Raw genomic sequence first — 15,701 nt, 5'->3', positions numbered from 1 at the left:
TAACGTCTACTGTCTCAAACCTTTACCTGATAAGTATGAAAAACAAAATGTGTCTTATATTAATAGTGTTGTTAACTACGTTGGGTTGCTCTGCAGACAATGATCCACAGCAGGTTCAGTCGCAACCCGTTAAAACAGTTATCTATTTGATCCGCCACGCTGAAAAAGAAGATTCCAGTGCCAATACGAATCTGTCCGCTGCTGGTTTGATACGGGCAAACAACTGGGCTGCCCTTTTACAGGATGTGCCGTTCGATGCCTTTTACAGCACTAATTATAACAGAACACTTCAGACCATACAACCCACTGCAACCGCTAACGAAAAAGAAGTGATACTGTACGATCCCGCAAATTTTTCACTGGCGGACGTGGTAATAAACCATAAAGGAAAAAATGTATTTATAGTAGGGCACAGCAATACCATTCCGCCATTGATCAATGCCTATTTAGGAGCGGCCATTTATCCGAACATGGCGGAAACAGAATTTGGTAATTTGTATAAGATCACTATTATGGATGGCGTGGTTTCGCATGTAATGACAGTGCATAATTGATGGCAGGTAATTCTTTCAAAACACACTAAAATCGGGAAAAGATTCCTATCAACATTGTCATTCAGGTAATGCGCAATTCTCTTTTTCAAAGCGCTAAAAAGCAAATATTACTATTGATAAACAAACTCACTGGCCTTAAAAACCTTTACCCATTTCTCAACGAATTTATCTTTAAGTTTCGCTTCTTTTACAGCAATGAAATTGGAATACAAAGCTGTTTTTCCGGTGGTAATATAATAAAGTTGTGATTCAGGATTTTTGTCATCGTGAAATGAAGCCGCCTCAATCTTAAACAGGATCCACGGATTTTTCGCATCACCCGGACTTTTTTCAACAACAGTAAACTTAGCATTATCGGAATTTTCTTTGGCTTTCGCATAGATCATATTCATGACATTTTCCACCGGAAGGTTCTGCCCGCCTTTTATGAACATCATATTGCCCATCAGGGTCCATTTCTCAAGTGATTCCTTTTCCGGAATTAATTCGATCATATGTATTTGCCCGTCTTCCTGGTTGGAGCCGACCTTCCATTTATATTCTTCCGGCCAGACAATTTTCAGGTTTTCTGTTTCCTGAGAAAATGCGGAGTGGGTAAGAAACAGTACGAAAAGGAGGGATAGTAAGTGTTTTTTCATGGTTTTGTATTGTTGATGTTATTGTATTGTTAATTGTTATTCAAATGTTTGAAGGACCTTATAATTAGTTACAGATTTCTACTTACAAAATTCTTTAATTCCGATGTCAGCTTCCGGTTCTCCGTATTTTTTGGCGTTATACAAATCTGCGCAGAAGTCCGTATATCCAAGTTTTTGTTTTGCTTGCGCCAAAACAAGATAACCATAACCATACTTCGGATTTATTTCGAGTGATTTAGAAGCGTCTTCAAACGATTTTTGATATTGTCCCAGTTCTAAAAATAAAAATGACCGATAACCAAAGGCTCTGAAAAAGTCCGGTTTTATTTCTAACGATTTATTAAAGTCCTTTTCGGCCTCTTTGTATTTTTTTAATTTCCTGTAACAAAGTCCCCTGTCTATATAGGGAACATGATTTTTAGGATTTAATTCAATTCGTTTTGTTGAATATTCTATGGCCTTTTGAAAATTATTCTGGTGGTAATACAATAAGCTTAGATTATCATAAAGCAGATCCAGAGTAGGATTAGCAAGAGTTAATGCTTTGAGATAATCACTTTCTGCCTTTTCAAAGTCTTTAAGTTGAAAATAGCAATAACCCCGATTTAAAAAGCAATCGGATATTGAACCATTGCTTTCGATTAATTTGGAATACGCAGCAATAGCCCGTTTATAAGATTTACTTGCCGCCAACAAATCGGCGCCGAAATGTAGTTTTTGAGTAGTCGTTCCTTTGCATATTGAATCGGGAATTTCCAAAACATTATAGTTGCCCATTTTTATGGCGGTTTCTTTGTCAATACAGGCAGCATCTATATTCAGGAGGGAACAATTTATTTTAGACCTTGCGGAATAGGCTTGCGGATATTTATCGTTGAGCACTATAGCTTTATTTATCATCTGTAAGGCCCTCTCATAGTTTCCGTTTTCTGCTAAAAGAATTGCCAGGTTGTTATATAGCTCAGGTGCTTCAAATTTATTCGCCAGAGCCTTTTCGTAATCACTTTCTGCGGTTGCAAAATTTTTTAATTGCTGGTTTACAATTCCTTTCCAATAAAAATATTCTCCTGCAGGGTCAATCGAAACCGCTTTTTCTAATGCTGACAAAGAAGGGTCTAATTCTCCTATTCTATTATGAAGCAATCCCTTTTCATAATAATAGGCAGCCTTTTTAGGATTCAATTTAATGGCTTTGTCTATACTTGATTTTGCTTCTTCATACTTATAAAAAATATAGGATGCTTTGGAATACCTGACCCAATATTCTGAACTAAGGGTGTCCTTTTGATGGTTTTCTTTTAATTTTTTAACGGCAGTCATTGCGTCAATCATAGAGTTTGTCTTGATTAATGCGTCAATTTCCTTGTATTTATTGGCAGTCTGCCCGAAACTTGTCAAGCAGCATAAGAAGAAAATAAATGCCCTTAGTCGTAATGTATTCACCGTATGTATTTTGTCTTTAAAATTTGCAACTATTGTCCCATCGTCTTTGTTTCAGGCGAATATTAGCTATTGTTTTAAACCGTTTAGCTTTTGTATTTTTTATTATTAATCATTCAACAGTTTTTGAAATCTCCAATTTTCGACTTTTTTAATCCTAAGTATTCTATCTGCAAGCTCAGAATTGTATGAACATCTCGTCTTTTCAAATCCAATCCAGTTGGGGAAATGTTTTTTTGCCATTTCAAAAATCCTTTTGTCAAAACTTTTAGAGCGCATAACGCCCACATCACTGTCGGGTCCCACAATTAATTTCATTCTATGGTTAATGACATATTTAAAAGCATCTTGCAGGTGATGATTTCTAAGTTCCCATAACCCTTCGTCTTCCCAAATAAATGCTCCGTACATCGTTTCATATTCCACTTTAGGATTAATTATTTTTGATTCTGCAGGTAATGTTTCCTTATTTCTAACGAAAGTAATCCAAATCCATATTTTTAAAATAAAATCCATCATCATTAAGAGGTACTATATAAAAGCTAACGTCCCTATGGTTTTGGGTCAGGCGGATATTTTAATCCCCAAACCTTTCCATTAAGACTTGAATATACAAAAAGATTGTTCCACAAAACAGGCAAACCTAACTTGCACAAAACCGCTGTTATCAGCCTTTAATCTTTCTTTTGTTCTTTGAAAATATCTTCCAGAAGATCTTTATGTTTGGTGTATTTGTAAAGATTTCTTTCTTTTAGTATCGAACCCAATAATAGATCGTTTTTTTCTTCTTCAGTTCCATTTTCTTTATTTAAGCAAAGAAGATGATATAAGAGAGTTTCATAGTATTTATCTAAATAATAGCCTTTGTAACTTTGCATTCCCTTGTCTTTAATGATATTCATTTCAAAGTCTGTGAAATAAAAATCATTGTATTGATAATAGGGGCGACCATTGAATTTTGGATATTTTTTTATATAGTCAAATGCTTTTTGTGTATTTGCTGGTTTTGCTACATTTATATAACCCCAAATTGAAGTTCCACAAAGGCTCATACAACGCAAAAATAAAATTCCTTTTTCAGTATCATCTTTCAGATTATAATCTTTAACCTTAAGGTCTATTCTTGACAAATCAAAAGGTTGATTTTTATTTCCAACGGATGTAAATAGCATTCCATAATAGTTGTCAACTAATTCATAAACAGGAACATCTTTCGTTGTTAAACTATCAATTAGCTTATTGTTGTCAATTTGATTCTCTTCCCTAAGATTTAAATTTAGCTCTCTGATTATGTAAATCTGCTTTAACGTAATGTTATCAGGTCTCGAGATAAATGGTTGAGAAAGTAATTTGTTTTTTGTTGTGATTGTTTGTGCAATGAAATCATTAGCTACTTTTAAATTTTCAGGGACATTGGTTTTTAAGTCTTTCAAAATATCTTTTGTAGGTTCATTACGAAACATAAAGTCCTTGTAAATTTTTGCAAGTTCAATAAGTTTTTCGTTGTTGTTGGCTTGTCCAAATGATATTCCTGTCAAAAAGATACCTAAAAGGGTTAAGATTGTTTTTTTCATTTTTCGTTTATTTTTAATGGCTGCTAACGTCCCGTCGGCTTTAAGAAGTTGAGGGTATTCTATTAAGACTGAAGTCAAATATACAAAAAGCTCGTTCCATTAAACACTCAACCCTTAATTTCTTAAAACTGCTGCTGTATGCCATTTTTCTTTTACTCTTAACTTCCAATTTTTCCATATCGTTGGTAATCAGAAAAGTATAAAACTATTTTCTTTCCTTCCTTGAAATATGGATAAAATAATTCGTATCGGCCATCATTTGCACTAAATCGAATTTCATTTAAGTTTTTATAAAAGACTTTCTTTAAATATTCTCTGTCATCTTTTGACGTTTCTTGAATAAAATCTTTTTTTGGCGGAAGAATAGTATCATTAATCCCTTTGTAGTAATCCCTAAAACCTAAAAAAACTTTTGATTGGTCTATGCTATCTGCAACAATAACAGATACATATGGAAAATTTTTGTCAGTTTTCGAATAAATGTCAAGTATGTCACTTGTTTCAGTAATCCATTTTTCGTTAAATGAATAACTAACAAGCTTATTTGATTTTTCAATGTTAGCTTCAATTATTGATTTTGCGGATGATATTAACATCTTCTCTTTTTTGCTTGAAGTCAAGTAATCACCACCATATAGAAGTACAAAAATTAAAGGAAAACTTAATCCGAACAGTAGGCCTAATTTCTTAGAAGTTTTTTTGGTATTATTTATATCGTCTTGATTATGTTTTTCAGCAATTCGTGTTAAGTTGAACATTACATTTATAATTAAAGCGCCTAACATTAACGCTAATATGCCAACCACGCTTAAATAAAATGTTTCAGTCAAGTTTTCTCTAAAAACCTTTAGTCCAAATACCGTTATCGAAATAAAAATAAACACCCAATAGACTAACAGGATTATTGAAGTAATTCCTATTACGTTACTCAATTTAACTAATGCTTTATTATTCATGTTTGTATTTTTGTCGTGTTGTTTAAAATGGTTCATGATCCCGCTAGCTTTGTATCAGGCGAGGTTTTTTATTACTGGTGCCTACAAATATATCGAAAAGTTAGATTTACTCCGGTTCGTTCCATTATGAACCGAAGCCAGCCATTTCTTAAAACCGCTGCTGTATGCCATAGCTATTCAAATTTGTCAGTGTGAATAAATAACCATCTGTTTTGGAATTCTTTTTTTAGCCTTAATACATCGTTTTCTATTAGATCATTGAACGTACTATCAGGAATATTTTCATAAGAACTAGTTGGGTTTAATTCCAATCTTAAATCATTATCCGTATTAAAATTATCGCGAAGCAGTAAAGCTTTATTTTTATCACGATACCTTACGATTTCAAATTCCTTTTCAAACGCAATTTTAACCTTGTTCAGACTATCAAATCTGTGCTTAAAATACGCGTCATTATTATATTTTTGAGATAAATAGATATCCTGATTTTTAATTGTCATCTTCAAATCTGCATTATAGTTCTCAAGTTGTTTATAAAGCAGTTTTCTATCGTCCGTATGTTTACAGGCAGCACAGAAAATAAATAGTATTAGAAGTAGTCGATTCATTTTACTTTAAGTTTTGTTACAACCTTGCGAAGGCTTTATGCAGTAGCGGTTTTTGGTCACTGATGTTCACAAATATACCGAAATGATTAAAAGAAAAAGTTGAAAAAATAGGGAGGGCAAGCAATAGCTACTCCAATTATGCACCAAGCTCCGTTATTGCTTAAAACCGCGGTTAGCAGTTGGTATTATTTTAATCGTTTTCATCATCTCTAAAGACATCGAATAGTACTTATTAGGTGCGTGAATATTAGAGAAAAATTCAAATTCAATAGATTCATCGTTGATGTTAGTCATATAGATAACTTTAGTGCCAAACCACATGGTTTTAACACCAAGAACCCCAAATTTATTATTATCTATAGTTAGTGAGTCAAATTTAAATATTTTATCACCTGGATTCTCAGCTAGGAAGACTTCTTTAGTTTCAGTTAACCATTCTTTTATATTTCTGTTTGGAAACCTGTTGGTTAGCGTCCTGGGCGTTTTAATAGTCATTTGATCGTAATATTCTGGTTCCTTTATCTTAGAAGCCATGCCTTTTTCCATCATTATGCCTAACCTTGAATTTTGAATTCTGTAATATTTCCGATGGCTCATTACGTTATCGTTAAGCCTATCCCAACTTAGTAAAGTATCAAAATCATACAGCCTGTTAATTTCAATTTTACTTGAGTAGTGAGGAAGGTGTATATTGAACTTTTCTTGCTCTCTTTTGGAACATGATGTAAGTACAATTATAGCGATTAATACGTAGTTCAGTGGTTTCATACTTGGTGACTGCTGGTAGCGGCTGGCATTATTCTTTAAATTTAAATTTAGGAGATTCCACGATAGTGCGGATTTGCACTCGAGCAAAGCGATAGCCAAAGGAATCCGTGACCGCAATCAACAGCAAAAAAACCGCGCTATCGGGTAATATAGTTCTTTGTGGGCACGAGCAAGATGCTCGCGCTAGCGGGGGGTAATACCGCTAATATTCTCAGACTTTCTCGACCCATCATTTATTAAAATCGCTATTATCCATAGCAATTTATTTTTCTAATTCCCTTTCATTAATTATATGAATAGAAAATTCATTATTACTATCCATATCGAGAAGTACTCCAGAGATTTCGTAATTATTATCTTTTTTTATTATAGGCATTTTAAAAGAAATATATCCACCAGGTGTGTTATGTTTCCCTTCAAATATCCAAGCTAAGCTACCATCGGATTGCTGCTCATATGATAAAATCGAAACTGGATATTCAATAATTTCATTTTTCCAATTAAAGTCTAATTTAAAACTTATAGGCATGAATATTTCGTCAACAACTAAAAACAAAGGTTCTCCATTTTTCATATCAAATTCTATCGAGCTATTTCCAAATCCCTCAAAATTTAAATCCTCATGAGAATCTCTGCATAATGTGTAGAGACTTTTTAAATCCTTTTTATTGACAGAAAATATTAAAGAATCTATTAAAGAGTCTTTATTAGTAGTTTTTTCTTTTATAAAATTATCAAGTGACTCATCGATACCTAATGAAATCGCTTCATTCTTTGAAATAGTAATCCTTGGTGAAATATCCCCTTCAAGTTGATAATTATAATATTTTAAAACGGTTTTACTGAAAGTTAAAGGAATGTCGATAGGATTTACATCTCTAATGTTGATTAATTTTACTTTATTACCTTGGCTAATAGCTTTTTCCTTTATACTTTCGGGAAACTCTTGTCTTGAAACACATACTAAGTGTTGAGCTCCAACTTCATCTAGTTTAGCTAGCCAACCGTTAAAAGTGTTAATGTCAACTTGAGAAGTTCTGTCTTGGACTTCTATAATTGTTATTGTTTTTCTGTGTTTAGGACCACTTTCAATAACAATATCACATTGTCGTGTTCGGCCAGATGCCGAACTAATTACAGGTAAATGAACATTGTGTTGAACTACTGCATCAGGTTCAATACTTTTTTGAATCATATTAATCAGTAATTCTAAGTCTTTTCCAGTGTTTTTCATTCAATTCAACTTATATTATTTGTATGTATGCCCGTTTTAGGGAGTGGTGGGGTTTTATTACTGATGCGGTTTATTGCGGATTAGGATTTTCCCTTTTAAATTTGAGAAGCTCATTATGTATTTTCAAATTCAATTCTTCTCTTCCCTCTTCGTTGAAATGTTGTCTTATTTTATTTAGAACAATTGCCCTATTTCTCGGTCCTTCGATTCCGTATTGATCTAATAATTTTTCTTCATTCTCTTCCACACGTATTTTTACTTTCGCTGCATCAATTTGATATTCTTTTGTAACGCCTTTGAATTCATTTAAAAGAAATTTAAAAGCTTGATCCAACATATTAAGAAATCCTGTTTTTAAATTTTCTTCCATTGAAATATTTAAGTTTGGACAATACTTAAGCAGCGGCTTATCAATACCATCAATAAATTTAGGTAAATCTTCAAAATTGTTGCATTCAAAATTGTGTGCAAATTGATTTCTTATACTAATTATATGTAATAAATTGGTGTAAGTCTGTTTGTCAATTTAACCACAATCCATAAGCAAATCAATCTTAGCACGTAAGCTTATCGATGAAGATTTATTGTCTAGCGTTTTTGTATTCCCGTGTAAATCTAAACCCATCATATGTTTGATGAGCTTAGAAGTTAATGACTCAACAAAAAGTGTTTTTTCAATTGCAATTTGTCTATTTTCGAATGTAGGTGTAATGTTCATTTAAATGACAGCTATCTTCCCGCCAGGTGTAAGAAGTCGGGGGCTTTAATTACTTTAGTTTGCTTTATCTCGAAGCCAAATATACAAAAAGACCATTCCATTAAACACCAAAACCCCAATTTCTTAAAACCGCTGTTGGACACAGGTTATCTTTTCCATGAATTTTTTCACTTCGGGGAATTCTTTATCATAACTACTAAGGTCTATTTTACTTATTTCATCACAAATAGTTCTTGATAAAAATAATTTCATTGATAAATTATTGAAATCAATTTCTCTCAAATTCTCATTATTTGATCTACAAATTTCTGTTAGAAAGTCTAATATAGGTTTTCGGTCGTATGCTAACAAAGTTCTTTTCTTTTTGTCAGCCATTCTGATTTGAGAATATTTTTCTTTTCTTAATAATTTATTTACGGCTTTATAAATTAATTCAGGATATACTAGATCCTCAAGTTCAATACCATCATGTGCTATATTATCATATCTAATTATATATTCACATTTTAGTTCAATATTTTTAATCGATTTTGTCTTTAAGGAATTGTATTGACTCCTTCCAGCGCCATCCTTATCAAATATTGCTAAAATTTTTGGCTTATATTCTAATTCGGAACAATAATCGCTTACAAATTGAAGAAATCCTGGATATTTATCGACACCGCCAGCAACTAAAATATTTGGAACAGGAATTTGAAATTTTTTCATCAAACTGATAAATAAATCTTTGTCTTCTTGTCCTTCAACTAAAATATTGTAAGGCATAATTTCCCATGAATCATTTCTTCCGATTCCAAAATTTTCTTTTATACGTTGAGCTTTTTCGAAAGTTGATCCATTATAAATTTCTGTATTTAGCTTATAAAAAAGTAATCCTTTTTTTCGTGTATATTCTTTTAATTATTTTGAACCTTCAAATAAAAATGTGTTTTCTAAATTATCAACATTGATAAAGAAATGTGAATGCGTAGTTATTATTATTTGATTGTTTTTTGATTCAGTTAATAAATTTGAATATAAACTTTTTTGCAAACCTGCTTGAAGAAAAGCTTCTGGCTCATCTATAGCCCAAATAACATCTTTTTTTGTTCTTGAATTGACATATTGAATTAAAGAAAGTAAAATTGTACGCTGAATACCACTTCCTTTAGTTTCTAATTTTCTTTCATTTGTATCATAAAGTGTAAATTCTATCATATTAGATATTGCTTCTCGTAGATACAAATATTCTGGAAATTTAATTTTTAATTTCCAATCATTTGAATCAATAGAATCAACATTTTCCAATAAATTTTTAAAAATTTTAGTTAATTGATTTTCAATTTTACCAACTGCCTTTTTTGATTGAGTAATAAATTCATCAAGTTTTTCTAATGAATTTTTTTGATCTTGTCCTCTTCTTTGATCTAATCCTAGCGGAAGAATTTCTTCATTAACGATTTCAGAAACTAGTTTCGGAATATTGACATTACTGGCTTCTACAAAAAACAATTTAAAATTTTTCTCTAAAAATGTTCTAATTTCTTTTTCTGTTATATTGTCATTCCCTTTCTTCCCTTTTAAAATTATTTCTTTTTGGCCTAATTTTTCTGTGAATTCTTGACTGATAGTATAAATTACTCCACTTTCAATTTCTTTTATTTTGCCTCTTAAGTTTGTAGAATATCCTTGTCCCCTTGAACCTTCAGCAATATGATAAGGGATATCATTATTTGGGTCAAAATTTTCTAAAATTGGATTGAAAAACAGATTTAGAGCTCTTAAGAAATTTGTTTTTCCAACATTATTTGAACCACATATTGTCAAAAAATGATCCTCTGTTGGATTTATTTTTAAACTTGAAATTGATCTGTAATTTTTTATGCTAAATTCAAGTATTTTATATTTCATTTTTTTTTAGTTCTGTTTTTTTAACTTGTGCCTAACGAATAAATACATACATAACAAAGTTTAATTACATTCCAAAAACAAAAGCCTTAAAAACACATTAAAATAATGTTGACGTATACACCCCGCTAAGCTACAAAACCCAACAAGAAAACCCAATTTAAGTTATCAACAATTGTAGGATTTTTATAGACTTTTTATGAACACCCTACAATCTTCAAGGCGCCCCCAACAAGCCGATTCATCTCCCCATTAACCTCCTGAAAAAAGCAAACACTAAGCAACCCAAAAACAGTAGGGCCGTCAGGGATGGTGCAAGGCAATAGTAAGTCGGTTGGAGTAGTGGCAGGGGTATTCAAATCGAAGAGCATTTCGGGGCTTTCCTGTAGGATGGGGCGGGTTTGTTGCTCAAAATCCAAACCCAACGTAAAATAAGTCACCGCTACATGCGTAGCACTACTGGGCTGGGTAAGGCCATTCGCAATAAATTGTTGTACCACTAATCGCTCCTGTTCCCAATCCATCGCAAATTTAAAAGGAAAAACACGGCTAAAAGGAGCCGTTTTATCAAACTCAAATTGGGTTACAAGCTTCTTAGCTTCCGCAGTACTCAAACCATTGCTAACGGTACGCTTACCGCGTTCACTTACCGCATCCAGTTTACTGATCTCCTGAAACAATTGCAACACGGCATTGTGCCCAAAAGTGAGCCGCAAAGGTTTAAGATACTTCGCAATACTGTCCCTGAAATATTTTCCGGCTCGGGCACATTGCGCAAACTCCGAACTGTTTTCCCGGGTTCGTTCATAGTTGGCCTCTTTCTTTATTTTTTCACCGTTAAAACCTCCTGTTTTTCTCACTACGATCTTCCCGTTCAGTTCATAAAAAGAAAGCCCATCCAGATTCCCTGTGAGTTGCACGATCCCTTTTAATTTTCCCATAGTTATGTTTTCTCAGAGTATTAGCAATAGATATGCCATAGTTACTCAATACCTATGACAAATATATAGCACGGATATAGCACGGATATAGCACGGATATAGCACGGATATAGCACGGATATAGCACGGATATAGCACGGATATAGCACGGATATAGCACGGATATAGCACGGATATAGCACGGATACTTCGTATATACAGAATGTAAAAGTAAGATAAAATCTATAATTATATGTAATTTCTTACATAATATATTTGAGAAAAGTCTAAATTTAGCTCCTTTGGGAAAATGGTCTAAGTTGTAAGCGGACACATTGGCTACGGGTGTATCATTACCATAATTCCATTTTTCCGGATAAGCAACGACTACAATCCAAAGAAAAAAATCGCCTAATAACAAAGAAAGTTTCCTATCGTACCAGACTATGTACAGGACATCGCGGCTTAAGTTTTACCACCACATCCAACTCCTTGATCTGTGCCATATAATCCTTAGGCAGCAGCAGGTTCTTAATCAGCCAGTCCAGTTTCACTAATCGGCTCATCTTATACACCGGAACGATAGGGGCAAGCAGCGAATAATCTGTAAAGCCCACCTGGGTTTTTACGGTGCCAGGCACGACTAATTTCTGTGCTTCCAATAAAGCCATATAGCGCATCGGTCCAAGATGTTTCCTGTACTGTTTGAAAAGATCAACGGTAAGTGCGCTCTTTTGCAGGTCCTCCTCTAAATGCGACTCCCGCACAGGCAGCCACTCAATATAAGTAGGAGGGAGTTCGTTCAATCCCATACGAACGCCCACACGGTAAAAAACATTGTACACTTCCTCTTTTTCGTCGTGGCTAAGCTTTCGTTCCAACAGCTCATAAGCGGCAATCGAATAATGGATCAGCATAAACAACACATCTCTGTAAGCCCAGTCGGGTATGGTCGCCCCACGGTTTTCCTCAACTGCTTTGTGGATATGGGCCATGGCATCAATGGCTTTGTGGGCCTGTTCCTCGGTGGCAAAAACAATCTTCCGCGCATAACTAACGGTAGAAAATAGTCTTCCCAACGGATCCGACGGAAGCTTACCGGTAAAATACAGCCAGTCCACCGCCTTATTCAAAGCAAATTCCGCCGAGCCTCCCGCAAATATAAACAGGATGGTATCGCTCTTACCCCAAATGCTCCTTACAACCGAGTCATGTTTTACAAAGTCTTTCATATGCAAATGATTCTTTTTGTAAAGGTAGAAAAATATATTTATTTAAAAGTACTTTGTATTTCAAAGTTTATTACATTTGTAAAAAGAAACCGGAGAAAGTGAACATGTAACCAAACTTTCCACATCAAAATCAAGTTTATGCTGACATTCAAAAAAAACTATTTCGCTTTCACTGTCCTGATATTCATTACCGAAGTATTAATTGCCCTCTATGTCCATGACGATTTCATCCGACCGTATCTTGGGGATGTCTTGGTCGTAATCCTGATCTATTGTTTTCTGAAGTCCTTTGTAAGATTACCGGTTTTAACAGCTTCCATAGCAGTATTGGTGTTCGCATTCACTGTTGAATTCATGCAGTTTTTGAATATAGTGGAAAAACTAAACCTCCAACATTCAAAACTAGCCAGAACCGTAATAGGAACATCCTTCTCATGGATTGATTTACTAACATACATCGTTGGGATAACCATCGTACTGGCTATTGAAAAATATTGGTTCAAAAGAGAAATCATAACGGTTACCGAAGGTGTATGAGTCAACCGCAGAAGCTGTCATTGTGGTTTTTATTATTTCATAAATAAGCTTCCCAATTTCTCCGATTGTGGTAAATTTGCTATAAGAAGCGCTGAAATATAAAGTCCTTCGTTTAGTATTATTTATTATGTCTGAGCACAATTACATATACTGTCTGGAATCGGTTCCGGATACGGAGGTTACAGGTACGAGTCCGATTCTCCCATCGCTGGAAGCACTGGCGATGCAATACGGCATTACCAATGTGTACAAGACCTGCGATAGCATAGAAGGCTTTGAAGAAAGTATCAGTACTTTGCTTTACGAAGACAAGGGTTTCAAGTATTATTCCTTTATTTATCTAGTATTTGAGGGAAGGGCCAATGAACTCAAAATTGACAATTTCTACTACAGTTTTGAAGAAATAGCCGAATTCTTTGAAGGAAAGCTGAAAGGCAAAATAGTGCACTTCGCTAATACCCTCCAATTGGATCTGGAAGAGGAGACTTTTCAGTATTTTTTAGATGTAACAGGAGCCAGAGCCATTTCCGGTTATGCTAACCAAGTCCCTATTCTTAGTACTGTCTTAGATAACCTGTATTTTTCTCTCAGTCAGGAGTATGATGACGTGGTGGAATTAACAGAAGCTTTGTTTGAGAAACAGTATGCATTGTGTTCCGTTATGGGGTTTAGGGTTTATTATTAGGGGTGTGCCTTCGAGAGCCTCAGGCACCGTCGTAAAGAGAGCCTCAGGCACCGTGCTGTCATTAAATTGGCTTTTTCTTGCTACATTCTTGGGGCTGGACTCTCGAAAGTACCTTTATGATTTGAAATCCTTATAAGCAGTGGCTAATTCTGATAGCAGTTCCGTATTGCCAAGGATTAGCGCTTCTTTCTTTTTTCTGCTCCAACCCTGTATTTGTTTTTCCCTGTAAAAGGCTTGATCAATTCTTTGGTATTCTTCATAGTAGCGTAGCACTACAGGGAGTCGTTTCTTTGTATGATTTGCGCCTTCTCCTTGCTGGTGCTGTTCGAGCCTTCTTTCTAGATCAATTGTGCTTCCGGTGTAGTAGCTTCCGTCTGCGCATTCTAAAATGTATAAGTATCCTTTCATGTTTTTTTGTGGTGACTGATGTGCCTTCGACCCTTCGAGATCAGGGTACGCAGGCATCCTGTTGGCGTTAAATTATCTGTCTCTTTATAGTTCGTCCTGGTGGCTGAGGTTCTCGAAGCCAAATCTTTATTCAATTATTTCATTAAAAGGGTTTCTGGGTTGAGGCCCATGTAGGCGCAGAATTCTTCGATGGTGACCAGCTGATGTTTTTCTTTGTTGTTTTGTTCCTTGATCCTGGCGTAGATGTTGCGGGACTGGCGCTCGCTTTTTCCTGTGATTTGCTGAATATCTTTGGGGTAGATGCAGATTCTTTTCATGGGTGTTTTTTTGTGGTTGTTTTTACTGTTTTTTATTACTCAGCTTCACTCGGACTATGTACGGCTTATATACGGCTTTGGTACGGCTTAAGTACGGAGTAAATATGACGTAATTTTTTATGATTTTTCTTTCAAATCTGAAATACAAAAACAATGCCAGTTTTGTAAGAAAATATATTGTTTTGGAAATTATGGTTTAAAAAGGGCGGTTTTGGTGTTTTTCGGCAAAGGGCGGCAATTTCGGCAATGGCATGGTTTTTTGGCCTGCGCTTTGTTTTGACTTTGGCATGAAACAATTAGTAACTTTTTAAATTTTAAAATTATGGCAAAGTCAAAAGGAATTATCAAGATTGAAGGAACCGTTGAAGATTTGACGTTTTACAAACAGGAAGGTGTTTATTATGTGCGTAAAAAGGGTGGGATCGACAAGGATCGGATTGCAAAGGATGCGAACTTTATCCGTACGAGAGAGAACAACGCGGAATTTGGCGGTAGTGGCAGCAGCGGTAAATTGTTGCGTACCGCTTTGGGTACGATGGTGTTTAAGGCGAAAGACAGCCGATTGAGCAGCCGTCTGACTCAGGTGATGTCGCAAGTAAAGAGTTTCGATACGGTATCGGTCAGGGGAAAACGGAATGTAGCGGTAGGTATTTCCACCCCGGAGGGAAAACAGGCCTTAAAAGGGTTTGATTTTAACAATCATGCAGAGCTTAGCAGTGTGTTGTATGCCCCTTACGCTCTGGACACTGCGACCGGAGTGATTTCTTTAAGCAACCTGATTCCTGCCGAGCAGATCCATTTTCCTCAGGGGGCGACGCATGTGAGTTTTCAGGGGGCGATACTGGCATTGGATTTTGCTACCGAGGCTTCTGAGGTGGCTTACAGTAACATCGTTACCGTACCGATTAACCTTACCCCAACCAACATTACCTTAACACCTACCAGTGTGCCCACGGGAACCGGGCAACAGTTTTTCCTGTTATTGGTTTCGTTTTATCAGGAGGTTAACGGGGTGCAGTATTCGTTGAAGAATGAGGAGTATAATGCGCTGAATATTTTGGAGATTGTTTGATGGTTTGTAGTTTATGGTTTGGAAACCCTGTGCTTTTGGCATGGGGTTTCTTTTTTTGTGCGGTTTGTGGCTGAGGTTCTCGAAGCTACCTTCTTAATAATTTTTTAAAATCACCAATTTTAGTGATTGTACAGGAGTTTATTTATGGCTATG

Annotated in this window: 19 protein-coding genes; 4 read left to right on the top strand and 15 right to left on the bottom strand. The window is 35.0% G+C overall.

Features of this window, described 5'->3' with window-relative positions; translation table 11 throughout:
- Positions 1–35: 35 nt before the first annotated feature.
- Positions 36–554, top strand: a complete 519-nt coding sequence (locus AC3E9U_RS01865) for a SixA phosphatase family protein (protein WP_488745202.1) — start codon at positions 36–38, stop codon at positions 552–554.
- A gap of 110 nt (positions 555–664) precedes the next feature.
- On the opposite strand, the gene AC3E9U_RS01860 is transcribed toward AC3E9U_RS01865, so the two are convergent.
- From AC3E9U_RS01860 to AC3E9U_RS01800, 13 genes are all read right to left on the bottom strand, one after another.
- On the bottom strand, positions 665–1,192 hold the full coding sequence (locus AC3E9U_RS01860; RefSeq protein ID WP_488745201.1) for a hypothetical protein: 528 nt from the start codon (positions 1,190–1,192) through the stop codon (positions 665–667).
- A 78-nt stretch (positions 1,193–1,270) separates the two neighbouring features.
- Positions 1,271–2,635, bottom strand: coding sequence for a tetratricopeptide repeat protein (locus tag AC3E9U_RS01855; RefSeq protein WP_488745200.1), 1,365 nt, complete (start codon positions 2,633–2,635; stop codon positions 1,271–1,273).
- Positions 2,636–2,740: 105 nt separating this feature from the next.
- The gene (locus tag AC3E9U_RS01850) at positions 2,741–3,154 is read right to left on the bottom strand and encodes a hypothetical protein (protein WP_488745199.1); all 414 of its coding nucleotides are present in this window, start codon (positions 3,152–3,154) and stop codon (positions 2,741–2,743) included.
- Between the two features lie 152 nt (positions 3,155–3,306).
- Positions 3,307–4,206, bottom strand: coding sequence for a hypothetical protein (locus AC3E9U_RS01845; protein ID WP_488745198.1), 900 nt, complete (start codon positions 4,204–4,206; stop codon positions 3,307–3,309).
- A gap of 158 nt (positions 4,207–4,364) precedes the next feature.
- Positions 4,365–5,162 (bottom strand): hypothetical protein, encoded by a 798-nt coding sequence (locus AC3E9U_RS01840; protein ID WP_488745197.1) that lies wholly within the window; start codon positions 5,160–5,162, stop codon positions 4,365–4,367.
- 173 nt (positions 5,163–5,335) lie between these two features.
- Positions 5,336–5,770, bottom strand: a complete 435-nt coding sequence (locus AC3E9U_RS01835) for a hypothetical protein (RefSeq protein WP_488745196.1) — start codon at positions 5,768–5,770, stop codon at positions 5,336–5,338.
- Positions 5,771–5,923: 153 nt separating this feature from the next.
- Positions 5,924–6,538, bottom strand: coding sequence for a hypothetical protein (locus AC3E9U_RS01830; protein WP_488745195.1), 615 nt, complete (start codon positions 6,536–6,538; stop codon positions 5,924–5,926).
- 262 nt (positions 6,539–6,800) lie between these two features.
- The gene (locus AC3E9U_RS01825) at positions 6,801–7,772 is read right to left on the bottom strand and encodes a hypothetical protein (protein WP_488745194.1); all 972 of its coding nucleotides are present in this window, start codon (positions 7,770–7,772) and stop codon (positions 6,801–6,803) included.
- A gap of 70 nt (positions 7,773–7,842) precedes the next feature.
- Positions 7,843–8,142 (bottom strand): hypothetical protein, encoded by a 300-nt coding sequence (locus AC3E9U_RS01820; protein WP_488745193.1) that lies wholly within the window; start codon positions 8,140–8,142, stop codon positions 7,843–7,845.
- A gap of 471 nt (positions 8,143–8,613) precedes the next feature.
- Positions 8,614–9,255, bottom strand: coding sequence for a hypothetical protein (locus tag AC3E9U_RS01815; RefSeq protein ID WP_488745192.1), 642 nt, complete (start codon positions 9,253–9,255; stop codon positions 8,614–8,616).
- Between the two features lie 135 nt (positions 9,256–9,390).
- Positions 9,391–10,380 (bottom strand): ATP-dependent nuclease, encoded by a 990-nt coding sequence (locus AC3E9U_RS01810; protein WP_488745191.1) that lies wholly within the window; start codon positions 10,378–10,380, stop codon positions 9,391–9,393.
- Positions 10,381–10,574: 194 nt separating this feature from the next.
- Complete coding sequence (locus tag AC3E9U_RS01805) at positions 10,575–11,318, bottom strand: hypothetical protein (RefSeq protein ID WP_488745190.1); 744 nt, start codon at positions 11,316–11,318, stop codon at positions 10,575–10,577.
- A 410-nt stretch (positions 11,319–11,728) separates the two neighbouring features.
- The gene (locus AC3E9U_RS01800; RefSeq protein WP_488745189.1) at positions 11,729–12,529 is read right to left on the bottom strand and encodes an oxygenase MpaB family protein; all 801 of its coding nucleotides are present in this window, start codon (positions 12,527–12,529) and stop codon (positions 11,729–11,731) included.
- A gap of 138 nt (positions 12,530–12,667) precedes the next feature.
- Here AC3E9U_RS01800 and AC3E9U_RS01795 point away from each other — a divergent pair, with 138 nt between their 5' ends.
- Together AC3E9U_RS01795 and AC3E9U_RS01790 are read left to right on the top strand one after the other, a co-directional pair.
- A complete protein-coding gene (locus AC3E9U_RS01795) occupies positions 12,668–13,066 on the top strand; it encodes a ribosomal maturation YjgA family protein (RefSeq protein ID WP_488745188.1) in 399 nt (132 codons plus the stop codon).
- A gap of 127 nt (positions 13,067–13,193) precedes the next feature.
- Entirely contained in the window at positions 13,194–13,751 is a 558-nt protein-coding gene (locus AC3E9U_RS01790) for a DUF6642 family protein (RefSeq protein ID WP_488745187.1), read from the top strand.
- Positions 13,752–13,865: 114 nt separating this feature from the next.
- On the opposite strand, the gene AC3E9U_RS01785 is transcribed toward AC3E9U_RS01790, so the two are convergent.
- Positions 13,866–14,159: a GIY-YIG nuclease family protein gene (locus tag AC3E9U_RS01785; protein ID WP_488745186.1), complete on the bottom strand. Its 294-nt coding sequence runs from the start codon at positions 14,157–14,159 to the stop codon at positions 13,866–13,868.
- A 134-nt stretch (positions 14,160–14,293) separates the two neighbouring features.
- Entirely contained in the window at positions 14,294–14,476 is a 183-nt protein-coding gene (locus AC3E9U_RS01780) for a hypothetical protein (protein ID WP_488745185.1), read from the bottom strand.
- A gap of 322 nt (positions 14,477–14,798) precedes the next feature.
- Here AC3E9U_RS01780 and AC3E9U_RS01775 point away from each other — a divergent pair, with 322 nt between their 5' ends.
- Positions 14,799–15,548, top strand: a complete 750-nt coding sequence (locus tag AC3E9U_RS01775) for a hypothetical protein (protein ID WP_488745184.1) — start codon at positions 14,799–14,801, stop codon at positions 15,546–15,548.
- The last annotated feature ends 153 nt before the right edge of the window (positions 15,549–15,701 follow it).

This window comes from Flavobacterium sp. 21.1, from assembly GCF_057801535.1.
The sequence above is the reverse complement of the archived record's forward strand: the minus strand, read 5'-3'. Positions and strand labels throughout refer to the sequence as shown.